Annotated in this window: 18 protein-coding genes, 1 tRNA gene and 1 pseudogene; 9 read left to right on the forward strand and 11 right to left on the reverse strand. The window is 48.5% G+C overall.

The genetic code is table 11. The annotated features are described in order from the left end of the window. Positions 1–258: 258 nt before the first annotated feature. Positions 259–1,635 carry an MATE family efflux transporter gene (locus C7N83_RS07055; RefSeq protein WP_106741617.1) on the reverse strand — a complete coding sequence of 459 codons (1,377 nt, stop codon included), beginning with the start codon at positions 1,633–1,635 and terminating at the stop codon, positions 259–261. Between the two features lie 262 nt (positions 1,636–1,897). Here C7N83_RS07055 and C7N83_RS07060 point away from each other — a divergent pair, with 262 nt between their 5' ends. The 3 genes from C7N83_RS07060 (at position 1,898) to C7N83_RS07070 (ending at position 4,376) form a co-directional block, all read left to right on the forward strand. Next, a complete protein-coding gene (locus C7N83_RS07060; protein WP_106741619.1) occupies positions 1,898–3,010 on the forward strand; it encodes a YjgN family protein in 1,113 nt (370 codons plus the stop codon). Positions 3,011–3,023: 13 nt separating this feature from the next. Next, positions 3,024–4,034: a M48 family metallopeptidase gene (locus C7N83_RS07065; RefSeq protein ID WP_106741621.1), complete on the forward strand. Its 1,011-nt coding sequence runs from the start codon at positions 3,024–3,026 to the stop codon at positions 4,032–4,034. A 162-nt stretch (positions 4,035–4,196) separates the two neighbouring features. Then, the gene (locus C7N83_RS07070; RefSeq protein ID WP_106741622.1) at positions 4,197–4,376 is read left to right on the forward strand and encodes a hypothetical protein; all 180 of its coding nucleotides are present in this window, start codon (positions 4,197–4,199) and stop codon (positions 4,374–4,376) included. Between the two features lie 864 nt (positions 4,377–5,240). On the opposite strand, the gene C7N83_RS07075 is transcribed toward C7N83_RS07070, so the two are convergent. From C7N83_RS07075 to C7N83_RS07090, 3 genes and pseudogenes are all read right to left on the reverse strand, one after another. Then, positions 5,241–7,466 carry an NADP-dependent isocitrate dehydrogenase gene (locus tag C7N83_RS07075; RefSeq protein WP_106741624.1) on the reverse strand — a complete coding sequence of 742 codons (2,226 nt, stop codon included), beginning with the start codon at positions 7,464–7,466 and terminating at the stop codon, positions 5,241–5,243. A 304-nt stretch (positions 7,467–7,770) separates the two neighbouring features. Next, positions 7,771–8,037 (reverse strand): annotated as a pseudogene (locus C7N83_RS15940) (hypothetical protein); the annotation flags it as partial. Positions 8,038–8,183: 146 nt separating this feature from the next. Further along, positions 8,184–8,276 (reverse strand) — tRNA-Ser (locus C7N83_RS07090). A gap of 187 nt (positions 8,277–8,463) precedes the next feature. Here C7N83_RS07090 and C7N83_RS07095 point away from each other — a divergent pair. After that, positions 8,464–9,024 carry a pseudouridine synthase gene (locus C7N83_RS07095; protein WP_106741627.1) on the forward strand — a complete coding sequence of 187 codons (561 nt, stop codon included), beginning with the start codon at positions 8,464–8,466 and terminating at the stop codon, positions 9,022–9,024. 113 nt (positions 9,025–9,137) lie between these two features. Here the strand turns inward: C7N83_RS07095 and C7N83_RS07100 are convergent, their stop codons facing one another. The 6 genes from C7N83_RS07100 to C7N83_RS07125 form a co-directional block, all read right to left on the reverse strand. Beyond that, the gene (locus C7N83_RS07100) at positions 9,138–9,938 is read right to left on the reverse strand and encodes a DUF4198 domain-containing protein (RefSeq protein WP_106741629.1); all 801 of its coding nucleotides are present in this window, start codon (positions 9,936–9,938) and stop codon (positions 9,138–9,140) included. A 139-nt stretch (positions 9,939–10,077) separates the two neighbouring features. Next, the gene (locus C7N83_RS07105) at positions 10,078–10,395 is read right to left on the reverse strand and encodes a DUF2322 family protein (protein ID WP_106741630.1); all 318 of its coding nucleotides are present in this window, start codon (positions 10,393–10,395) and stop codon (positions 10,078–10,080) included. 293 nt (positions 10,396–10,688) lie between these two features. Beyond that, a complete protein-coding gene (gene upp, locus C7N83_RS07110) occupies positions 10,689–11,315 on the reverse strand; it encodes a uracil phosphoribosyltransferase (protein ID WP_106741632.1) in 627 nt (208 codons plus the stop codon). A 142-nt stretch (positions 11,316–11,457) separates the two neighbouring features. Beyond that, positions 11,458–11,766 (reverse strand): Grx4 family monothiol glutaredoxin, encoded by a 309-nt coding sequence (grxD, locus tag C7N83_RS07115; RefSeq protein ID WP_106741634.1) that lies wholly within the window; start codon positions 11,764–11,766, stop codon positions 11,458–11,460. Positions 11,767–11,970: 204 nt separating this feature from the next. Next, positions 11,971–13,227, reverse strand: coding sequence for an RsmB/NOP family class I SAM-dependent RNA methyltransferase (locus C7N83_RS07120; RefSeq protein ID WP_106741635.1), 1,257 nt, complete (start codon positions 13,225–13,227; stop codon positions 11,971–11,973). Positions 13,228–13,344: 117 nt separating this feature from the next. Continuing rightward, positions 13,345–14,199 carry a DUF1853 family protein gene (locus C7N83_RS07125; protein WP_106741637.1) on the reverse strand — a complete coding sequence of 285 codons (855 nt, stop codon included), beginning with the start codon at positions 14,197–14,199 and terminating at the stop codon, positions 13,345–13,347. Between the two features lie 181 nt (positions 14,200–14,380). On the opposite strand from C7N83_RS07125, the gene C7N83_RS14730 reads away from it, so the two are divergent. Beyond that, on the forward strand, positions 14,381–14,650 hold the full coding sequence (locus C7N83_RS14730) for a hypothetical protein (RefSeq protein ID WP_106741638.1): 270 nt from the start codon (positions 14,381–14,383) through the stop codon (positions 14,648–14,650). A 148-nt stretch (positions 14,651–14,798) separates the two neighbouring features. Here the strand turns inward: C7N83_RS14730 and C7N83_RS07135 are convergent, their stop codons facing one another. Next, positions 14,799–15,605 carry an RNA methyltransferase gene (locus C7N83_RS07135; RefSeq protein WP_106741640.1) on the reverse strand — a complete coding sequence of 269 codons (807 nt, stop codon included), beginning with the start codon at positions 15,603–15,605 and terminating at the stop codon, positions 14,799–14,801. A gap of 198 nt (positions 15,606–15,803) precedes the next feature. Between C7N83_RS07135 and C7N83_RS07140 the strand changes: the two genes are divergently transcribed. The 4 genes from C7N83_RS07140 (at position 15,804) to C7N83_RS07155 (ending at position 21,735) form a co-directional block, all read left to right on the forward strand. Next, positions 15,804–16,589, forward strand: coding sequence for an inositol monophosphatase family protein (locus tag C7N83_RS07140; RefSeq protein WP_106741642.1), 786 nt, complete (start codon positions 15,804–15,806; stop codon positions 16,587–16,589). 402 nt (positions 16,590–16,991) lie between these two features. Continuing rightward, entirely contained in the window at positions 16,992–18,185 is a 1,194-nt protein-coding gene (locus tag C7N83_RS07145) for a TolC family protein (protein WP_106741647.1), read from the forward strand. A gap of 38 nt (positions 18,186–18,223) precedes the next feature. After that, entirely contained in the window at positions 18,224–20,428 is a 2,205-nt protein-coding gene (locus C7N83_RS07150; RefSeq protein WP_106741643.1) for a type I secretion system permease/ATPase, read from the forward strand. Between the two features lie 77 nt (positions 20,429–20,505). Next, on the forward strand, positions 20,506–21,735 hold the full coding sequence (locus tag C7N83_RS07155) for an HlyD family type I secretion periplasmic adaptor subunit (RefSeq protein ID WP_106741648.1): 1,230 nt from the start codon (positions 20,506–20,508) through the stop codon (positions 21,733–21,735). Positions 21,736–22,354: the final 619 nt, after the last annotated feature.

A 22,354-nucleotide genomic window follows, 5' to 3' on the forward strand; every position in this document is an offset into this window, starting at 1 on the left:
GGGTTTTACGGTAAACAACGCTGCTGCATTGGGGTGGATATCCAATAAACCGGCAGCCGGACGGGCAGTAACTCCGGGTACAAAAACCCAAGTTGTTTTTTTTGTACTTTTTCAGATAATTTACAGTATGTTATCTTCATTTTCGAATGAGTAACATAACTGCCAATCCAATACAGCCCCGAAAAATATAATATTTGAAGAATAAACGCGTTTTCAAACAGCATCATCCAGCATCATCTCAAATAGGCCGTCTGAAACTTATCCGGCATAAGATTTGACAAACGATTTGCTACAAAGCTCCAAACACCAAACCAACGCAACGGCAGCAATGGTGAGTGAGATGATTAACGCCGTCCAAAAGCCGTTCAAGCCCATATCGAAGCGGTAGGCCAAGATGTAGCCCGGCAGCAGACCACACAACCAAAATGCAATCGCATGGATATACATCGGTACTTTGGTCACTTTATAACCGCGCAAAGCGTAAGAAGCAATGCATTGGGTCGAGTCGGACAATTGGAATACCGCCGCAAGCAGCAATACACCCGCAGCAATGTTCAACACCATTGCATCGTTGGTGTACATGCCTGCTAAAGGATAACGCAATGATACCAAAGCCAAGGCAGTGATAACAGCCAATCCCCAGCCTAAAATCAAGGATACGCCCGAAATATAGCGGGCGCGGACAAACTGGCGGCGGCCGAGTACGAAACCCACACGCACGGTCGATGCTGCACCAACACTTTGCGGCACCATATAAATAATGCCGGTCAGGCTGATGACGACCTGCTGCGCCGCCACATAATCCTCACCCAAACGCGCCACCAAAAACACAATAAAGGTAAACGAGCTGGCTTCCAAAAAGTAGGATAAGCCGATGGGTGCGCCCAGTTTCCAAAAGTTTTTAAATGCGGCGAAATCCGGTTTGCTAAATTGTCCGGTCAGTTTGAATTTTTTGAAATAATCCTGTTTGGCGACATACAGCCATAAGGCAGCCGCGTTGAACCAAAACACGAAAGCCGTCGCCAGGCCGCAGCCTGCGCCGCCCAAAGCCGGCATGCCGAATTTTCCGTACACAAACATATAATTCAGCGGCACATTCAGGAAAAAGGCTGCCACGCTCACCCACATAATCGCACGTGGCCGGTTGAGACTTGAAGCATATGCGTGCATTGCACGGTGTATCATCGCTGCGGGCATAGCCAGACCGGTAAAAATCATATAAAGCGCCATCGTGTTTTCGATGTAGTTGCCCAAATCCAGCCAGTTTTGAAACGGCACAATCACCGCCCACATCAGTAACATGCCGAATACGCCCAAAGCCAGCCCGAACCAAAGCCCTTGGCGGCCGGTTTCACCCACTTCATCAAGTTTGCCTGCGCCGTCGAGCTGGGCGATGATGGGGTTGAGTGCGGTCATAATGCCGATAAAGGTGATGAAAATCGTGGCAAATGCACCACTGCCCAAAGCCACGGCCGCCAAATCTTCTTTTCCCGCCCCGCCGGCCATCACGGTATCGACGAAACCGATGCCGACCTGTGCTACCTGTGCCAACAACATCGGCACGGCCAGCAGTATCAAATGGCGGATTTCTTTTTTGAAAACAGGAAAAGGATAACGGTTGATATCGAGAAACATAACAATGACGCAGAAAATAAAACAGGCCGTCTGAACACTCAAACGGCGTGAAAATCATTAAAGACACATTATAGGGTAAATCGGTGGGGGCGGATAGCTTGCGAATATGTCAGGAGTGTTAAACATGTTTGCCAAAAACAGATTTTGAATTTGAGCAGTCTCCAGCTTTATCGGGATCATTCTTTTTTAGCCGGTCTTTCGCTCCAAGTAGGATATTTTTATTTTATAATGCTGTTTTTATTATGTTAAGGGAGGAGATAGTATGAATACGGATTGGCAACCTCACAGCGGGTCTGTGGTGGGGCAGGCCGGGCTGCCGGCACAACCGCAACCATTAGGTCTTGAGCCGCAGGAATGGCGTTTTCAGTTTTTCGGCAATGCAGGAGAGTATTTCAAAATTTGGATTGTGAATCTGTTTTTGACGATTATCACATTATCGTTTTACTCACCGTGGGCAAAAGTGCGCCGTATGCGCTATTTTTACGGCAATACGGAATTGGGTGGTTACCGCTTTGATTTTACGGCGTTGCCGACACGTATTTTGATGGGGCGGATTATTGCGTTGATGCTGTTTGCCGGTTTTTCGATTGCGTCGGAGATTGATCCGGTGATTGCTTTGGGCGGGTGGCTGATGATGATGACAGTGTTTCCATGGCTGGTGCGCTCAACCATGCGTTTTCGTGCGCGTAATACCAAATTCGGCAACAGCCGTTTTTATTTCTCCGCTTCGATGGGACAGACTTATTGGCTGTTTATCAAGTGTGCATTGGCGGTGCTGCTGAGCTTCGGTTTGCTGTATCCTTTGGCTTTGTATTGGTTTAAATCTTATCAAACCAATCATTTGCAGGTAGGCCATGTGAAGCTTAAATTGAAGGCGGACGTCGGAAACTTTTATGCGGCGGTGCTGGTGCCTTATTTGATTATGTTGGCAGTGTTGATTGCAATGGCTGTAGTGGTCGGTATGTTTGCAGGTGGTCCGGATATGGCGACAGTTAGTGAAAATGTGACATCTGACTGGTTGGTCAGTGTTATCGGCTTGATGTATGTGGCCGTACTCGGCTATTTTGTGCCGCTTACGCAAGGTTATTTGTTTCAAGCTGTTTGGCAGAACGTGTCGCTGGGTAGTGGCCGTGTTTCTACCGAACTGAGCCCGTTTAAATTCGCGTGGATTAAGTTTACCAATTATCTGGCTACTGTATTTACACTGGGGATGCTGTATCCTTGGGGTGTGGTACGCCTTTACCGTTATCAAGCCGATACATTGAAAGTGTATACGGCAGATAACCCTGAAAATTTGATGAATGCCGCACAACAGGATTATCATGCCACCGGTGAGGAAATCGCTGATGTGTTTGATATTGATCTTTCCTTGTGAGAATGGTCAGGTAATGAATGGAAAAATCACGGTGCGTTATTACGACGGCTGCCTGAACACCGGGCGGATGGCAGAGCTCTATGCCGTTTCAGACGGCATTCGTGTGGTGTTTGACGGCGGTTCGATTGATTATGCGCGCAAAGATTTGGCGTATATGGCGGGTGTGGGCGGCGTATTACCAGTGATTGATTTGCCTGATGACGCGAGGATTGAGTTTCCCAGTCATGATGTACCCGATTGGTTACGCTTGAAAAACCAAACCATGTTCAAACAGGTAAACCGTTTTGAGCAAAGTTGGAAATGGGCGGTAATCGGGCTGATTGTGGTGGTGGCGGTAGTATTTGGCGTCTATCGGTGGGGCATTCCGACTGCATCTTACCATCTGGCGCACCATCTGCCTGCGAATACATTGCAAGGCTTGGGTAATCAGGCGGAGGAGATAATTACTGATGTTACCGAGGAGAGCAAACTTTCTGCCGGCCGCAAGCAGCAGATTACTGACTTGTATCATCAAAAACTCAAACCTGAAGTGCCGGCTAAATTGCTGTTCCGTAAAGGCGCTAAAATGGGCGCAAATGCGTTTGCCATTCCGAATAATACCATTGTGCTTACCGATGAATTGGTCAATTTGGCAGAAAACGATCATGAAATATTGGCTGTATTGGCGCATGAACAGGGCCATTTGGTTCACCGGCACAGTTTGCAGCAGGCCTTGCGCGGCATCGGAGTCGGTGTGTTGATGATTGTTGTGACTAGCGATTCGAGTGATCTGATGACAACCCTGCCGGTATTATTAGTAGATGCGCAATATTCGCAGGCATTTGAGATGGAAGCTGACCGCTATGCCGTCGCCGAGCTTCAGCGTTTAAACCTGCCGCCGCAGCATTTGGCTGATTTTTTGGAACGCATGCAAGTGCAGTACGACCACTCAGAAGAAGTAAGCATTGGCAATTGGCTAAGCACCCATCCGATGACTGCCGAACGCGTCAAACAAGTGGAAACGTTGCAAAAGCCTGTGCGTTAATTTTAATTATCTTACAGGCGTAATAAAGGCTGTCTGAACGCGGAAGAAGCGTTGCAGAAAGTGAAACCAGCCAAACGTGACCGGCGAGTAGGACTGGTCTCCCACACTGGTCGGATTGATTTATGTGGCGCAGGATGACGGGCTGCTCGGCACGGCAATTTGATGAAATCCGGCACGCGCCATATGTGGCTGGATAAGATGCCGCCTGAAACGGATATGGTACCGCTGCATTTCGATGAAAGCCTGTCACTGAATACTGAATATCGTGCTTTGGCTTTAAAAGAACTGGATTTGGGATTTATCGTGCGTGACCGCCAAACTGGCGGCATTGCTCCTGATTGAAAAAAAGTCAAGCTTAGGATGCGTGCACTGGCTGGTGTGCAAGCCGGTGACGAATTGGCAATACGCCGTCTGAAAAACGGTGGTAGTTTTGAATTTTGGGCAAATGGCCAATTAGCGGTTTTTTGCCAATGTTTATAAAAAGTGCCCTTTTTGCCATCAAAACAGCCCGGTGAAGAACCGCCGTAAAAACGGCAGGCAAAGATATAAATGTCCCTTGTGTAACACGTATCTCCCCACCCCAAAACCCGCATCCCCCGGGCTGCCCGCATACGGATACACCCACGGCAGGCAGACCTGTCCGCAACCGGTGCAGCGCCACCACCGCAACGGGAAAACCATCCGCCGTAAAACCAAACAGGCCCTTTCAAAGCCCATTCAATCGGAAAAGACTGCCGACAATACCATCCTTCGGCCGCGGGTTCGGTGTCATGGCATTTCTGAGCCGGCTATTGCCGTTTGACTTAAAAATGAGTACAAGTTTTTCCCATGCCGTCTGAAACCTGAAATCCGTCATTCCCGCCTGAGCGGGAGTGACGGCATTTAGATATTTCTGTGCCCGTTATTTAGTAAAACAGCTATAGAGGGGAAATTCACTGAATTAAAGACGAAAACCTGATGTCCTCCGGGCTTGGGAAGAGGGGGTGAGATTATATTTGTCAGAAGATATTTTAGTAGCTTGGAGTAGGATTTAGGATGAAAAATCATCCCAAATGCCCAATAGGCCGCTTTGGGTCAGTTGTATCGTTGAAGTGTTGTAAAACAAGCCGTCTGAAAGCGTTCATCACTTTCAGACGGCCTTCAGTCAAAGCCAACGGCTAAACCTGGTTGTGCGGTGACAACAACAGGTTCGACGCTGCCTTTCCATTACAGTGCGGCTAAAGCTGCATTCAAAGTTGTGCTTGGACGCATGGCTTGGAAAGCCAGCTCTTCATCCGGGCTGTAGTAGCCTTTGATGTCCACGGCTTTTCCTTGACCGGAAGCCAGTTCGGCTACGATTTTGTCTTCGTTGGCGGCCAGCGTTTCGGCCAGTGGCGCGAACTTGGCTTTCAACTCAGCGTCTTTGTCTTGAGCAGCCAATGCTTGCGCCCAGTAAAGTGCAATGTAGAAGTGGCTGCCTCGGTTGTCGAGTTCGCCGGCTTTGCGTTTTGGAGATTTGCCGTTCAACAGCAATTGTTCGGTAGCAGCATCCAAGGTGTCGGCCAAAACTTGCGCTTTACTGTTGCCGGTTTTTTGTGCCAAATGCTCAAACGATACGGCCAAGGCCAAGAATTCGCCCAAAGAGTCCCAACGCAGGTGGTTTTCTTCCAAGAATTGTTGAACGTGTTTCGGTGCAGAACCACCCGCGCCGGTTTCGAACATGCCGCCGCCGTTCATCAAAGGTACGACAGACAACATTTTCGCGCTGGTGCCTAATTCCAAAATCGGGAACAAGTCGGTCAGGTAGTCGCGCAATACGTTACCGGTTACAGAGATGGTGTCTTCGCCTTTTTTAATGCGCTCCAAGCTGAACTTAGTGGCTTCTACCGGTGGGAGAATGCGGATGTCCAAACCATTGGTATCTGATTCTTTCAGGTGGGCTTCCACTTTGTGGATCAAGCTCTTGTCGTGCGGACGTTTTTCATCCAACCAGAACACGGCAGGGGTGTTGCTCAGGCGTGAACGGTTTACCGCCAATTGCACCCAGTCTTTGATTGGCGCATCTTTGGTTTGGCACATGCGCCAGATGTCGCCGGCTTCGACTTCGTGTTTCATCAACACTTCGCCTGAAGCATCAACCACTTCCACCACGCCGTCGGCTTCGATTTCAAACGTTTTGTCGTGCGAACCGTATTCTTCGGCTGCTTGCGCCATCAGGCCGACGTTTGGTACGGTGCCCATGGTGGCGGGGTCGAATGCACCGTGTTCGCGGCAGAAATCAATGGTGGCTTGGTATACACCGGCGTAGCTGCTGTCCGGAATCACAGCTTTGGTGTCTTGCAGCTTGCCTTCTTTATCCCACATTTGACCGGAGTTGCGGATCATCGCAGGCATAGACGCATCGACAATCACATCGCTCGGTACGTGCAGGTTGGTGATGCCTTTGTCGGAATCAACCATCGCCAAATCGGGGTTGGTGGCATAGACGGCAGCGATTTCTGCTTCAACGGCAGCTTTGGTTTCAGACGGCAGTTTGTCCAAGTTGGCCAACAGGTTGCCGAAACCATTGTTCACATTTACCCCTGCAGCAGCCAATTCATCGCCGAATTTTTCAAATACAGGGGCAAAGAAAGCTTCCACGGCATGACCGAAGATAATAGGGTCAGACACTTTCATCATGGTCGCTTTCATATGCAATGAGAACAGCAAACCTTGCGCTTTAGCTTCTTTTACTTGTTCGTTCAGGAAGCGCACCAAGGCTTTTTTGTTCATCACAGTGGCGTCGATGATTTCGCTGTCTTTCAGATTGACCGGTTTGCGCAATTCTTTTTTGTTGCCTTGTTTGTCGGTGAAGATGATGGAAACAGAAGTCGCCGCCGGTACGGTTACAGATTGTTCGTTATGGAAAAAGTCGCCGCTTTGCATGGTGGCAACGTGGGTTTTGGAGTTTTTAGACCAAGCGCCCATGCTGTGCGGGTTTTTCTTGGCATAGTTTTTCACGGCTTTCGGCGCGCGGCGGTCAGAGTTGCCTTCGCGCAAAACAGGGTTTACCGCACTGCCTTTAATGCGGTCATAACGCTCGCGGATACCTTTTTCTTCATCGGTTTTCGGGTCGGTCGGGAAATCCGGCACAGCAAAACCTTGCGCCTGCAATTCTTTAATCGCAGCAGTCAGTTGTGGCACAGACGCGCTGATGTTCGGCAGTTTGATTATGTTGGCTTCAGGTTTTTTTACCAGCTCGCCCAATTCGGCCAAAGCATCCGGCACGCGTTGCTCTTCTTTCAAAAAATCCGGGAAAGTGGCCAAAATGCGCCCGGCCAATGAAATATCTTTGGTTTCCACATCAATGTCGGCGAATTGGGTAAACGCACGCACGATAGGCAGGAATGATTTGGTTGCCAAAGCAGGTGCTTCATCGGTGTGGGTATAGATAATGGTAGCTTTGTTAGTCATAAAGATTCTCTTGTAGGTTAAGGTTTTTTCTTTTCCATGTCGGGCGGCATAGTGAAATCATGAAAAAACTGAGACTGCGCCGACCTGTTATGATGTACGGATTGTACTGTCTGCGGCAGGCCGCCTTGTCCCGGTTATTATTGATCCCACTATATGGCACTTCGTTATTATGGCATAATTTAAAGAAATTGGGGAATGCAATCATTATCAGTAAAAAACATGCGGACTGAACGTTTGTGACGAAACAGATTACCGGTCCGCTTTAGCCCGTTGGTATGGGAAAAGGCCGCCTGAAACCTGATAGTTAATCGCATTTAATTAAGGTTTCAGACGGCCTTTGCGGTATGGTCCATGACACCCTGATAACCAATACGCAATTGCCGCCGCCGAATGCAAACACTGAGCTGGCGGCAATGTTTTTTTCAGACGGCCAACGGTTTTCGTGGTCAGTCAGTGTGATGGCCGGAAGATTCGGATCAGGCGCGTTGTCCCACCATTGCGGCGGCAGTTTGCCCGATGGGTGGTAATGCAGATGAGAAATGCCCCAAGTGAACTCGGCTTCAACTTTACCGGTTGTACGGGCATGCGGTCGATTTACGGCTTTGCTGGTGTGCAGGCGGGCCGCCTGAAAACGGACGTAGCTTTTCGTCGGTTTCGAATTATAAAAATGCCAAATAAAGCAAAACCCGCCGTGTGTCCGGCGGGTTTTGCTTTATTTGGCGGAGTAAGAGGGATTCGAACCCTCGATGCAGGTTGACCCCACATGCTTCCTTAGCAGGGAAGTGCCTTCAGCCTCTCAGCCATTACTCCTAATGAAGTGGGGACTATACTGGTTTGCTGTCTGACTGTCAAGCGTGAAAATGGAGGGGATGAATAAGCATCTGAATTAATTGGGAACAAAATACTGATTGGAATGCGCGTAATGAAATGGTTAGGTAGAAAATGATTTTACCGGTTGCTGCTGGTAGAATAGCAAATAAATATTGAGGCTGTCTGAATGAATGATTTGATTGTTTTGAACAAACCTTATGGGGTGATTTGCCAGTTTTCCCTGCATGAAAAGCATGCGTGTTTGAAAGATTATGTCGAACAGCCGGGTTTCTATCCGGCCGGCTGTTTAGATGTGGATAGCGAAGGTTTGCTGTTGCTGACGAATAACGGCCGCTTGCAGGCGAGGATTGCAGACCCGAAGTTTAAGCAGGAAAAGACTTATTGGGCGCAGGTTGAAGGTGTGCCGGATGAGTCGAAGCTGAATGTGTTGCGCCGTGGTGCGGATTTGGGCGATTTTATGACCCGTCCGGCCAAAGTGCGTGTGTTGGCTGGTGGCGAAGCGGATCAGCTGTGGCCGCGCCGGCTGCCGGTTCGGGTGCGCAAAACGGTGCCGGATTTTTGGGTGGAAATTAAGATTACCGAAGGTAAAAACCGCCAAGTGCGGCGCATGACGGCTAAGGCGGGTTATCCTTGCCTGCGTTTGGTGCGGGTGGCTGTCGGCCGGCTGAATATTTTTGAATTGGATTTGGCTTCGGGAGAATGGCGGTTTGCGCCGTTTCAGCCTTGAGGTTTTAATCGGTTTTTTGCGTAACGGTGATAAAAGGCCGTCTGAATGTTCAGACGGCCTGTGACGTTTGCAATGTATTGTCGTTTGTTTCAGCGATTTTTCAGAAGGGTAAATTAGTGCGTATGGCCGATTTGGAAAGTCAGGGTGGTGTAGTTTGACTCTTTTTGGCAGACTTTTTGGTCACGGAAATCGGTTTTATGCTCGACGTTTACTTTCCAAAAGCCTTGGCGTAATGGAATGATGTCTACTTCGCCTTTGTCGTTGGTCACGTCGTAGAATGCTTGGGCTTCTACTTTGTGGCTTTTGCTGCGGTCGCTGTTGTCAAAGCCGTCGAAGGTGGCGGTTACCGGATGGTTGGCCAATGGTTCGCCACGGTAAAGTACACGCACTTTGAAACGCTCGCCGACGCGTATGTTAGCCGGATTGTCCATCGGCACGATTTCTAAGTTTTGGCCGACTTGTTTGGTGATGATGGCGGTGTCTGCGCTTTCATGGCCGACGTTGACGATGTTTTTGCCGTACATGCGGCTTTCTTCGCAGTAGGTGGCATCAGGCATTTCGGTTTTGTTGGCGCGTTTCCAGCCGGCAGCGTTTTTCGACCAGAAGGTCGGTCGGTATTCGGCAATCACCAGGTAGCTGCCGTCTTTAACCGGATGGTTGCTGCGGTATTGATAGTTGAATCGGCCTTTTTGAATCAGGTTTTCTTTACCTTTTTCAGTGACCAATTGCAAGGGTTTGAAAATGTTGAGGCGGTCACGGGCAATCGGTTCCAATTCAGGGAATTCGCCGTAGCCCAATTCTGCGGTCAGGTATTCTCCGCCGTGGGTATGTGCGGTTTCAACCCATACGCGGTGGGCATATGCGGCGGTTGACAGGAACAATGCGGAAGTAATCAGTAAAATAGATTTTTTCATGATGGTTGTTCTCTAAAAACAGGTGGGTAAAGTAAAACTGGGAGTTATGGTATAACATATTTTAAATAATGTAAACGATTTTATTACAAGGTAACAACAGGCCGTCTGAAAAGGTTTTCAGACGGCCTGTTTGATTCGGTTAGGTGTGTAATGGTTTTAAGCGGTAAGCCAAGTTTTCGGCTTTGACTTGGAACAATAAGTCGATGTTGGGATGTTTGCCCGGATTGGCCTCGGCATCGGCTACGTGTTCGGCAAATAATGTTAAACCGCGTTCGGCAGTGGCGGCGTTTAATTGATTGTCGAATTCTTGGGCCAGCGCATGATAGAGTTTTAATGAGCCGAGTTTGCCCGGTGTGGCCGGAATGTGATGGATGGTGCTGCCTTGCTCATTGCAAATGTCGAGGCCGGTTAAGTGGCCGATTGGGGGCATGGCGGCCAGATTGTCTTGAAAGCTCATGATGTTCCTTATAATAAATGAAAGGGAGGCTGTCTGAACAGGCCGTCTGAAAAGGTGAATCGGTTTCAGACAGCCTGTGTTTGTTTTAGGGCGTGTCCTCATTTCATCATGCGGCATCTTCCGGCATAAAAACCCGTCTGCTGTGTTGAAAATGCGCGCAATGTGTCTGACCTTGCCGTGCCGGCCGGTTTTACCGGCGCGGCGTGTAAAACTGTCCTTCTTGGGTATCGTCCCTCATACGCACTTTTCTGCCCGAAAATCTGCAGTGCAGACAAAATGAGAACAAGCCCTAGTTAGCGCGTACCAAAAATTTTGTCGCCGGCATCGCCCAAACCCGGAATGATGTAGCCGTCTTCGTTCAGATGGCTGTCGAGTGCGGCTGTATAGATAGTCACGTCGGGATGCGCATCATTGACGATTTTCACGCCTTCGGGTGCGGCCACCAAAACCAAGGCTTTGATGCTTTTGCAGCCTTTGGCTTTCAATAAGTCGATCGTGGCGACCATGGAGCCGCCAGTGGCGAGCATGGGGTCGATGATCAGTGCGGGACGCTCGTCCATGCAGTCAACGAATTTTTCAAAGTAGGAAACCGGTTTTAAGGTTTCTTCATCGCGCTGCAGGCCGACCACGCTGATTTTGGCGGTGGGAATCAAGTCTAAAACGCCGTCGAGCATGCCTAAACCGGCACGCAGAATCGGTACCACGGTTAAAGTTTTGCCTTTGATGCGGTCGCCTTCAATGCGGCCGCACCAGCCGTCGATAATGTATTTTTCTATGGCGAAATCTCGGCTGGCTTCGTAAGCCATCAGGCGGGCGAGTTCGGTGGCGAGGGTGCGGAATTTATAGGTGCTGCATTCGGCTTCGCGCATCAGGGTTAATTTGTGTTTGACCAGGGGATGGTCGATGACGTTTACATTCATGGCTTCTACTCGGTATGGTAAAGTGTGTTCATTATACTTTTTTTTATTTTCGGCGCAAACTGCACAAACCATGCAAAAGGCCGTCTGAGCAGGATTTCAGACGGCCTTTTGTCAACAATTTGAAATTTGAGTTGTGCAATAATCAGGCTTTCAACACTTCTTCTAATTCGCCGGCTTCGAACATTTCCATCATGATGTCGGAACCACCGACAAATTCGCCGTTGACATACAGTTGCGGAATGGTCGGCCAATCGCTGTATTCTTTGATGCCTTGGCGCACTTCGTCGTTTTCCAAAACGTTTACAGTCACGTAGTCGGTGCAGTTGGCCGCGTTTAAAATTTGCACGGCGCGTGATGAGAAGCCGCATTGCGGGAATTGTTTGGTGCCTTTCATAAACAAGACAACACGGTGGGTGGTAACGACTTCTTTGATTTGGTCATGAATGCTCATGTGTGATTCCTTTAAAACAATCGGAGTGGTTTGGTTTGAACGTTAGCATTATACGCAAGTTGCGAGAATTTAAAATGATTCTTTTGGCGGTACGGCGGGTAGATAAGGGAGAGGAAAGTGAAATTCAAGCGGTGCGGTGCGTTGAATGATGTGCAACAGGCCGTCTGAAAACAGGATTAAGCATTTTTCAGACGGCCTGTTTTTTTATTTCCGCTGCAACACGGCGGCAAAGAAACTGTCGGTTTGGTGGGCCGCAGTATCCATGCGCAGGTATTTGCCGGTATTCAAGTCCACTTTGGCGGCGGCGAGCAATTCGCTGCTGTCAAGCAATTCAAACCCAGCATGCTGGGCTAAAAAACGTTCAACCTGATGCTCGTTTTCTTCCGGCAGAATGCTGCAGGTGGCATAGACCAGGCGGCCTTTCGGTTTTACCAGTTTGGCAGCAGAGGAAAGAATACTGTATTGCTGTTTCAACAATTCGGACACAGTTTCGGGTGATTGGCGGTATTTTAAATCGGGATTGCGGCGCAATGTACCCAAGCCCGAACACGGGACATCCACCAACACGCGGTCGGCCTTGCCGTTTAAGCGGGCGAGGCGGCTGTCGTGTTCGCTGCTGATGCGTTCGGGATTGATGTTGGTCAGGCCGGCGCGGGTCATTCGGGGTTTAAGATTAGCCAGCCGTTTTTCGGCAATGTCGAACGCATAAATGCGGCCTTTGTTGGCCATTTGCGCACCGATGGCCAAGGTTTTACCACCTGCTCCGGCACAAAAATCAACCACGGTTTCGCCGCGTTTGGCGCCGACCAGTAAAGCCAGCAGTTGGCTGCCTTCGTCTTGCACTTCGACCGAGCCGTCGATAAACAATCTGTGTTTGTTCAGTGGGATTTTGTTTTTCAAACGAATGCCCCATGGCGAAAACAGCGTGGCTTCGGCGGCTGGCCCTTCGGCTTGCAGGACGGCCAACACTTTGCTGCGCTTGTTTTTCAGGGTATTGACGCGGATGTCTAAAGGTGCAGGCTGGTTGACGCTGCGCCCGAAAGTGAGGATTTCTTCGTCGCTGAAATGGGTGTGCAATTGTGTAATCAGCCATTCAGGTAATTCGGCAGCGGTGTGCAGGCTGTCTGAAAACTCGGCTTTGTGTGCTTTGAGATGTCTGAGAAACTTTGTTTCTTCTTCATCGAGTAAATTTTGGATTTTGCCGATGTTCGCGCTGCGGCCGAGCACAAGTGCGGCCAATGCGGCTTTACGCGATTGCGCGTGCGGACGGCGTAATACGGCCGCGATTTTTTGATAATGGCGCAGCGCGGCGAAGGCGGTTTCGGCGATTTCGTGACGGTCTTGGCGGCCGAGTTTTTTGTGTTCGCGGAAATAGGCAGATAAAACGGCATCGGCCGGCTGTTTGAAGGTCAGCATCCCGGCCAGCAGGGCGGTGGTGTGTTCGAGTTGGATGGGTGTCATGTGGTTAGCTTCGAATCATTGGGTGGGGGGTGATTATACGGGATTTTCAGACGGCCTGAACAATGAGGCCGTCTGAAAATGAGAATGACAGGATGAGTAGGGCGTATTTGACCCTGTTCAAATATTTTTCATGATACGCAATGTTTCATGCCAGTGACCGTCGGGGCGTTGTTCCAACACGGCCACCAAACCGCTGTTGATGCTTTGCACGGCGTCGGCATTCATCGTCTCCGCTTCAGTCACGCGTGCAGGTGCGAGATAGGCCATCCGGTCAAGCAGGCAATAGCGGGTGTTGGTGTGGCTGAAATCATGCTTGTTCCAGTCGGCCAAATACACGCCGCGCCAAGCGTAAGGGTTGAATGGTGCTTGAAAATCACTGAAACCGTCGGGAAAAAAGCCGATACCGCGCACAATGGAAGTGGGTTGCAAATCAGTTGGCAAACTGTGTTGCTGCAAAGTTTTGAGACCGTCTGAAAATTTCAGCAGCATGAGTTGCTGCGGCAGTTTGGCCGCTTTATCGGCCAAACGGTCTTGTTGGTTCAAACCGCGCAAATCATCGAATTGTCCGCTTGTACAACCGTAATATTTGCATGTTGATTCAAGGTGATAGGTTTTCCTGTTGAGCTTGATAATAAAATCTGCCGCACCGATGGTGCGGCCGTCTGAAACGACTTGCAGATTTTGCGCCAACAATTCGGCATGAGGCGCGTGGCTGAACCAAAACGCCAGTAAATGTTCGGTGTATAAGCCCAAGCGGCGGTTAAACGGGGCGTATTCTGCCAGATAATCGGCCAGCGGTTGTGGATTTTTGTCGAGTGAGCACAGATAGCGGAAACCATGTTCGCCCAACAATGCGCGCACCGGCAATTCGCAACCGCTGTGCCACAAAGGAGGAGCGGTGAGCAGGGCGGCAAGTTCGCGCACGGGTTGGCTGGTGAGTTTCCACCATAAGGCATCAAGCGCATAATTCATAAGCTACCTTGGTTTCAGACGGCTTCAAATATAAGGAACAGCCGGGTTGTTTGGACAACGGATTGAGAAAAAAAACTAAAAGGGGTATCGCCCTTCAAATCTTTATATGGCTTAGCCACCTGATCAAAAATCACCAAACGGCGCCACTCTTTTTGCTGATACGTCGAATTCTTAAAAGGAAATGGATCATGCCGCCTTGTCATCTGTGGGAAAAATCATTGATGATGACAGGCAGCCCGCGAACCGGTCGCTTCGCAATTTTGCTGCAAAGGCAGCCGCTTGGGGGCGGAGCGCATCATTTCAGCGGCATAGGATTGACGCCAATGTTTGGTTGGGCTTGTTTGAAACGGTGGTTTTATCCTGCGATGCATGTGCCAAACAGCTGAATGTTATGGCGAGGCAAGATGGGGGGATGTCCGTTTCTTTACTGTCTTTCAAAGACAGAAAATAATGCCGGCTTTTGCAAAATCCCCATCTTCGGCGCATTTCTCCGCCATATACTTCTCGAACACTTGGCTTTGTATTTGATGTGTCTGCGCGTTTTGCGTTTGCTTAGCTTTGAGCCGTACTCAAATCCGGGGTTTCACATTTGAAAAAAATCAATCTTTCAAGTGTTGTTTTAAGGTTTTGAAGAAACCGCGCAAGATGTCGATGTCTTCCGTTTGGGTGTTGGCGCGGCCGAACAGACTCTGCATGCGGCGCATCAGGCGCACGCTGTTGCGGCGTTTGAAAAAATCTACATCGTGCATTAAGGATTCCATGTGCGAAACCATGCCTTTGATTTGTTCGTGGGTGGCGGCGTGGTCTTCCTGTTGCAAATGAGTCATCGGTACGTCGGTTTGGCTGAAAATTTCGTAACACGCAACTTGCACGGCTTGGGCAAGGTTGAGCGAGAAATAATCGGGATTGCCGTTGATGGTCATCAGGCGGTTGCAGGTTTGCACTTCTTCAATCGACAGGCCGAAAGTTTCGTTGCCGAATACTAAGGCCGCTTGTTCGCCATTGGCCGCCGCTTGCAGTAATTCAGGTATAAGTTGGCGCGGTGTTTGCAGTGGTGCGGTAATTTCGCGGCGGCGGCTGGTGAGTGCGCAACTGATGGTGGTGCCGGCCAAGGCTTCGTCCAAAGTGGCGACGATTTTGGCATTTGCCAACACATCCGCCGCGCCCGAAGCCAGTATGAAACTTTCTTCCGGCAGTTGGAAATTTTGTGGATTTTGCGGGTCGAACACCGGTGGGTTTACCGTCATCGGCGTAGCCATCAGGTTAGGCGCTACAATGGTGAGTTTGTGCAGTCCCATGGTTTTCATAGCACGCGCGGCCGAGCCGATATTGGCCGGATGGCTGGTGCGCGTGAGAACGATGCAGATGTGGTTTAAATGGTCGGGCAGGGTAGGTTTGGCAATCATGTCTGTTTCGGTTTTAAAGCTAATCGGTTATAATACAGCATATTTCCATTTCTTTCAGACGGCCTGTTTGAACAGTTTGAACACAGGCCGTCTGAAAATCTGAAACGTTCTTTAACAATATTGGAAACGTGAAAACGTTGCGCTTAGCGCGCTTGCTGTGCGTCAGGCGGTATTGTACCTCATATTAGAAAGAAACCGATGAACCCGATTTTAACTACTGCATTTAAAGCCGCTCGTCGTGCCGGCCAGATGATGACCCGCGCCAGCGGCAATCTGGATACTGTCAAAATCGACAGCAAAGCCTTTAATGATTTTGTTTCCAATGTTGATCGTGAATCTGAAATGATTCTGGTGGATGCGCTGAAAGAGTCCTATCCGCATCACAAAATCACCTGTGAGGAAAGCGGTTCGCACGGCAAAGATAATGCCGAATACGAATGGATTATCGATCCTTTGGACGGCACCACCAATTTTTTGCACGGCCATCCGCAATACGCGATTTCCATGGCATTACTGCACAAAGGTGTATTGCAGGAAGCCTTGGTTTACGCGCCTGAACGCAATGATTTGTATATGGCATCGCGCGGCAAAGGCGCATTGTTGAACGATCGCCGTGTTCGTGTTTCCAGCTGCATCGAATTAAACCGTTGCTTGATTGGTACAGGTTTCCCGGTGGTTGATCAAAGCATAACAGACAAATATTTGGCCATTTTAAAAGATTTTCTGTCGAAAACCGCAGGCTGTCGCCGTGAAGGGGCGGCGGCGTTGGATTTATGCTCTGTGGCTTGTGGCCGGTTGGACGGTTTCTTCGAATTTAACCTGAAATCTTGGGATATTGCTGCCGGTGCATTGATTGTGCAAGAAGCAGGCGGTATCGTGACCGACATGAAAGGTAACGGAAGTTGGTTGGAAACCGGTGATGTGGTGGCCGGTAATCCAAAAGTATTGGCACAAATGTTACAGATTATCGAGGCGCATCAATAAGTCAAACTTGTCGCAAGAGGACGTTTCCGACGGCCTCTTGTTTTATATTGCTTGCAGCAAGGTAAGATTATTCGGATGATTGTCCGGTATTTTCGGCAGTAAATAAATAATCACATTGTTGACAGTATAAAAAAACATGTACTTTTGGTGGTGTATCGATACCTTTTATCTGACGCATGGTGAGAAATGTTAAATATAATGATATGCTATGAACATTAAAAGGCTATCAATCATTTAAATTATAAACTTTAAGTTACAAAAATTTTTTAGCCCATAACAAACACATATACGGATACACTTGTTGTGAATCATATGCGAACCCCTTTCTCCCGTCTTATGCCGTTCAGTCCCCGCCAACCCGAGTTTCTGAGAAAAATCTTTTTATTCTCGATTGTCTGTATGATGTCTGTGCAAACCGTCTCTGCGCACGATCTCAAAGATATCCTAAAAGCATCCATGCTTTCCGATCCGACCGTATTGGAAGCGAAAGCCACGGAAGAGTCCGCGAAAAGTATCACCAAAGCCACCCGTGCGGGGCATTATCCGGTGTTGACTTTGACCGGTGTTCAGGTTTTGGCAGAAAAAAACAAAGATTCAAGCGACGATATGGAAAGCGGTTTAGGTGTGCGGGGAACGCTCAATCTCTATTCTTGGGGTGGTATCGAAGCAGCTGTCCGTCGCGATAAAAGCAAAGAAAAATACTACAAACATAAATATTTTGAAACCCAAGCGCAATTGGGTAGTGAAATCGGCAAATTATATCTGACCGCCTTGCGCGCCAAAGAAATGCTGCTGGTAAACCAGCAAAGCTTGGTTCGCCATAATAATCTCTTGAAAGATTTGAATGTTATTGTGAAATATGATGGTGGCCGCCGTTCTGAATTGATTGAAGCACGGGCGCGCCAGTTGCAGGTGGAAACTGCAATTTCACAACAACGCCGCACGATGGAATTGGCATTGAGTCGGTTGTCACGCTATACCGGCAAGAAAATGACGGCTGCAGATTTGACCGATCCCTTCCGCAGCGATACTGCAACCAGTTTGGTTCAGGGCTATCATAATCCGGATAAAAATATTAATCCGTCTTATCAGGCTCAAATCGCCGAGCAAGACAGCGTGAAAGCGGAATTGGATGTTTCCAAATCCCAACGCCTGCCCGCCATCAATCTGGAAGGCAACGCTACCAAAGATACCAAGCAATTATATTTGAATGTAGCTTGGAAAGTATTGGATATTGCCGCCCGACATAATGTGCAAAAAAATGCGCATGCCCTGATTGCTGCTGAATCCAAATCCGAACAGATTTTGCGTGATGTCAACGAAAAAGCGCAAACAGCCGAAATCAATATGAGACAGAGCGAACAGCGTGCCGAAATCACGTCGCAACACATTGCTGCGCAAAAAGATGTGGTAAAAACATACGAGCTGCAATTCAGAATTGCCCGCCGTACGCTGACCGACGTGTTGGGTGCGTACACGGAATTGTCAAGAATCGAGCAGGAAAACATCACCGCACACAACGATTTCCGTGATGCAGCCTTGGAATACCTTGTCACACAGTCCCAAGTAGCCAACTGGGCCGGTGTGCAGCAATAACATCAGAAAACCTATCATCATTACGTGAATCCATCATCATGAAAGCTATTATCGAACATGTTGCATTAGTTACCCGCTTATTAGGGGCTCCTGTGTCGGAAGCGGCGCTCTCGGCAGAGGTTGTGCGGGATAAAAAACTGAATGTCAACTACCATTCTCTTACTGAAGTATTGCGCAGCCATGGCTTTGAAAATACTTTGTCCAAACGCAGCTTAGAAGATGTTCCTTCTTTAGCGGTGCCTGTGTTGATTATTCTGCACAACGAAGAAGCTGCCGTGATTACCCGAGTCGAAGGTGCAGGCAAGGCACGTGAATATCAGATTCGCCAGATTGACGGTTTGGAGCAAAAGTTGGATCACGAGCAATTGTCGATGCTGTACTTGGGCTATTGCTGGTTTATCAAGCCGAAAATGGTATCGGATAACCGTTCGGAGTTGCCGGAATACCATTTGCCTAAGGCATGGTTTTGGAAGGTTATTTGGCGTTTCCGCGGTTATTATTACCAAGTTATTTTGGCTACGGTTATTATCAACTTTTTGGCTTTGGTCAGTTCGTTATACGTGATGAATGTTTACGACCGTGTGATTCCTAACCAAGCCTATGAAACTTTATGGGTATTAAGTATCGGTGTGGTTTTGGCGATTACTTTTGAATTTGCCGCCAAAATGATTCGCGGCCATTTGACTGATATTGCAGGTAAAAAAGCCGACTTAATCATCAGCTCGGCATTATTCCGCCGCGTAATGGCCTTGCGCTTGGCTGACCGTCCGGCTTCTTCAGGTTCGTATGCCAACAACCTACGCGAATTTGAATCAGTGCGTGAATTCATGACCAGTGCCAGTTTGCTGACTTTGGTAGATTTGCCGTTTTTGCTGCTATTCATTACCGTAATCGGTATTGTTGGCGGCAAATTGGCTTTGGTGCCTTTGACTATTATTCCGATTGTGGTGATTGTCGGCTTTTTGGTTCAACGTCCGCTTTCCCGACACATCAATGAATCAATGAAAGAAAGCTCGCAGCGTTCGGGTTTGGCAGTAGAAGCCATTGAAGGCATTGAAACACTCAAAACCAACAACGCTACTTCTTGGGCTCAACAACGTTGGGACGAATACACCGCTAAAACATCTGCTTCTGCAATCAAGGTGAAAGACACCAGTAATTTTATGGTGAACTTTGCTGTCGGTATGCAGCAATTGAACACCGTATTTTTGGTTTTGGTAGGTACGCATCTGATTCATGCTGAAAATACTGCTGATCGCATTACCATGGGTGCGTTGATTGCTTCGGTGATTTTGTCTGGTCGTGCTTTGGCACCATTGGCACAAATCGCCGGTTTGGCAACCCGCTTCCAGCAGGCAAAATTGGCTTTGCAGGGTATCAATGAAATTGTCAATCGTCCGATTGAACGAAGTCCGGAACGCAAATACATTACTTTGGATAATGTTCAAGGCGCGATTACGTTTGAAAACGTGTCGTTCAAATATCAAGACGATACCAATACGGCTGTGAGTGATTTGCATGCCACCATAAAACCGGGTGAGAAAGTCGGCATTTTGGGCCGTATTGGCAGCGGTAAGAGTACGATGTTGAAATTAGCCAGCGGCCTTTATGATACAGATAAGGGCAATGTGACCTTAGATGGCGTGGATATGCGCCAATTGGATCCGAATTTCTTGCGCAACCAAGTGGTTTTGCTGAGCCAAGCGCCGCGTTTGTTCTTGGGTACCTTGCGTGAAAATATGGATTTGGCGCGCACCGACGGTTATTCTACTGACCAAGATTTGCTCACTGCTCTGAAGCGTTTTGGCTTGGATAAGATTATCCGCAGCCACCCGCGAGGCTTGGATATGCCCTTGGGTGAAGACGGTTTGGGTCTGTCAGGCGGGCAAAAACAAATTATTGCCTTGGCACGTATGACTTTGCGTAATCCGAAAGTAGTTTTATTGGACGAACCGACTACCAGTCTTGACCAAGCCACGGAACGTATGGCTTTGAATGCGATTGCACAATGGGGTAAAGACCGCACAATGGTATTGGTGACACACCGTCCGCAAGTGTTGCAAATCGTGAACCGAATTATTGTGATGGACAATGGTAAAGTCGTGATGGACGGCCCGCGTGATTTGGTTCTGCAAAACCTTATACAAAACGAGCAAAACAAAGCTGCACAAGCCAACAATGCACCGCGTCAGGCAGCCTCCAATGTTCAAGCGGCGGCGCAGACTTCGGCCAATCGGTCATAAAGACCGATTGGCATAATAAAAAGATAAAAAGGTTTCAGACGGCCTGCAATAAAAACATCCAATTGAGGTTTATCATGATGAGTATTGAAAACAACGTCAAACATAAGGATTTGCATTTAATTAACGATTTAAATGCGGCCTTGCAAAAAGAAAAACACAGCGGACAATTTTGGGTCATTATCCTGTTTTTCCTGTTTTTGGTGGTCTTTGTGATTTGGGCTTATAACAGTCCTATTGAAGAAGTTACCCGCGGTAACGGTAACGTAATTCCAAGCAGCCGCGAGCAAGTGATTCAAAGTTTGGATCCGGGCATCATCACCGAAATTGCCGTAAAAGAAGGCGATATTGTCGAAAAAGGCCAAATCCTGCTGAAATTAGACGATACGCGCAGCTCGGCTGTATTGCGTGAAAGTGCAGCCAAAGTGGCCAACTTGGAAGCGATGGTTGCTCGTTTGAAGGCTGAGGCTTACAACACAGCTTTGACTTTTCCTAAAGAGGTAAGCAACGAATTGCGTGTGCGTGAGCAGGCTGCTTACAATGCCCGCCGTCGTGCCGTTACTGATGCGATTCAGAGCCTGAGTTTGAGCAAAGCAGCCTTGGATAAAGAAATCGAAATTACCGCACCGATGGTGGCACAAGGAGTGGTTTCAGAAGTAGAATTGTTGCGTATGCAGCGTCAATCAAGTGAATTGACGTTGCAGATTGCCGAGCGGCGCAATCGCTATATGGCAGATGCCAACAATGAATTGGTTCAGGCCGAATCGGAATTGGCTCAGGCTAAGGAAAACACAGCCATGCGTGCCGACCCGGTGGAACGTTCGCAAATTCGTGCGCCGCTGCGCGGTATTGTGAAAAACATTCAAATCAATACTGTCGGTGGTGTGGTCAACGTCGGCCAAGACATTATGCAAATCGTACCGTTGGATGACAAATTGCTGGTGGAAGCCTATATCCGTCCGCAAGATGTGGCGTTTATGAGTCCGGGTTTGTCGGCAGTAGTGAAAATCAGTGCGTATGATTACGCAATTTACGGAGGCCTTGACGGTAGAGTAACCTTAATCAGCCCTGATACTGTGAGTAACTCCATGCAAAACCGTGCCAATGATTTGAAGCTGGATCCAAATCAAGTGTATTATCGTATTTTGGTACAAACCAACAGCAATAGTTTGAAGGATAAAAACGGCAAAGAGATGCCGATTATCCCGGGTATGGTGGCAACAGTGGATGTGAAAACAGGTGAGAAAACCGTATTCCAATACTTGATTAAACCGATTACCCGCATGAAACAAGCTTTAAGTGAGCGGTGATAGGGGGAATAATATATAAAAGGCTCTCGGATTCGCCTGCCAACAAGTGCAATAACGGAAATTAATGGTTCGAATATCCTCGAACCGATTACTCGGCGTATCATAAGCAAGCGTTTTTTCGGTCGCGTTTTTCCTGGTTGGTGGTTGGGTTTGCCAACCGCCTTTCCTATTTCTATCCGTCATCAGATTGAAAACTGAAAGACCGAGACCTTTGCAAAACCCTCTTAAACCCATGCAAAGTAACCATAGTTACCAAATGGCGTAATACGTCCCAACCCCCCTAAAACCCTCTAAATTCCCTTTAAGCCGAATTTAGAGGGTTTTCTTCATGAGCAGCTTGTTCAAACAAACTACCGAAGCCATGCTTGCCAAGCATATTGACCGGTTTCCATTGCTTAAAAACCACTTCATTACCGGCCGGCAACCGTTATCCCGAACAGCAAAAAGGCCGTTATACCCGTCATAACGGCGGCCGTCCCGCCTATTCATTATTGTCCGTGTCCAACGCCGTTTTACCCGGCCGATGGCACAGCCTATCCGACCCCGGACACAAGCACCGTTACCCGTATTGGCTTTTATCTCTTTTGTGGTTTTGACGAACCCGACACACCCGGGCACA

Origin of the sequence: Neisseria iguanae, from assembly GCF_003013245.1 — a bacterium.
In the GTDB taxonomy this organism is placed as follows: domain Bacteria; phylum Pseudomonadota; class Gammaproteobacteria; order Burkholderiales; family Neisseriaceae; genus Neisseria; species Neisseria iguanae.

Bases quoted from the DNA above. Each gene is read 5' to 3' on its own strand.
- C7N83_RS07055 (WP_106741617.1), bottom strand. From the start codon at position 1,635: ATGTTTCTCGATATCAACCGTTATCCTTTTCCTGTTTTCAAAAAAGAA.
- C7N83_RS07060 (WP_106741619.1), top strand. From the start codon at position 1,898: ATGAATACGGATTGGCAACCTCACAGCGGGTCTGTGGTGGGGCAGGCC.
- C7N83_RS07065 (WP_106741621.1), top strand. From the start codon at position 3,024: ATGAATGGAAAAATCACGGTGCGTTATTACGACGGCTGCCTGAACACC.
- C7N83_RS07070 (WP_106741622.1), top strand. From the start codon at position 4,197: ATGAAATCCGGCACGCGCCATATGTGGCTGGATAAGATGCCGCCTGAA.
- C7N83_RS07075 (WP_106741624.1), bottom strand. From the start codon at position 7,466: ATGACTAACAAAGCTACCATTATCTATACCCACACCGATGAAGCACCT.
- C7N83_RS07095 (WP_106741627.1), top strand. From the start codon at position 8,464: ATGAATGATTTGATTGTTTTGAACAAACCTTATGGGGTGATTTGCCAG.
- C7N83_RS07100 (WP_106741629.1), bottom strand. From the start codon at position 9,938: ATGAAAAAATCTATTTTACTGATTACTTCCGCATTGTTCCTGTCAACC.
- C7N83_RS07105 (WP_106741630.1), bottom strand. From the start codon at position 10,395: ATGAGCTTTCAAGACAATCTGGCCGCCATGCCCCCAATCGGCCACTTA.
- upp (WP_106741632.1), bottom strand. From the start codon at position 11,315: ATGAATGTAAACGTCATCGACCATCCCCTGGTCAAACACAAATTAACC.
- grxD (WP_106741634.1), bottom strand. From the start codon at position 11,766: ATGAGCATTCATGACCAAATCAAAGAAGTCGTTACCACCCACCGTGTT.
- C7N83_RS07120 (WP_106741635.1), bottom strand. From the start codon at position 13,227: ATGACACCCATCCAACTCGAACACACCACCGCCCTGCTGGCCGGGATG.
- C7N83_RS07125 (WP_106741637.1), bottom strand. From the start codon at position 14,199: ATGAATTATGCGCTTGATGCCTTATGGTGGAAACTCACCAGCCAACCC.
- C7N83_RS14730 (WP_106741638.1), top strand. From the start codon at position 14,381: ATGGATCATGCCGCCTTGTCATCTGTGGGAAAAATCATTGATGATGAC.
- C7N83_RS07135 (WP_106741640.1), bottom strand. From the start codon at position 15,605: ATGATTGCCAAACCTACCCTGCCCGACCATTTAAACCACATCTGCATC.
- C7N83_RS07140 (WP_106741642.1), top strand. From the start codon at position 15,804: ATGAACCCGATTTTAACTACTGCATTTAAAGCCGCTCGTCGTGCCGGC.
- C7N83_RS07145 (WP_106741647.1), top strand. From the start codon at position 16,992: ATGTCTGTGCAAACCGTCTCTGCGCACGATCTCAAAGATATCCTAAAA.
- C7N83_RS07150 (WP_106741643.1), top strand. From the start codon at position 18,224: ATGAAAGCTATTATCGAACATGTTGCATTAGTTACCCGCTTATTAGGG.
- C7N83_RS07155 (WP_106741648.1), top strand. From the start codon at position 20,506: ATGAGTATTGAAAACAACGTCAAACATAAGGATTTGCATTTAATTAAC.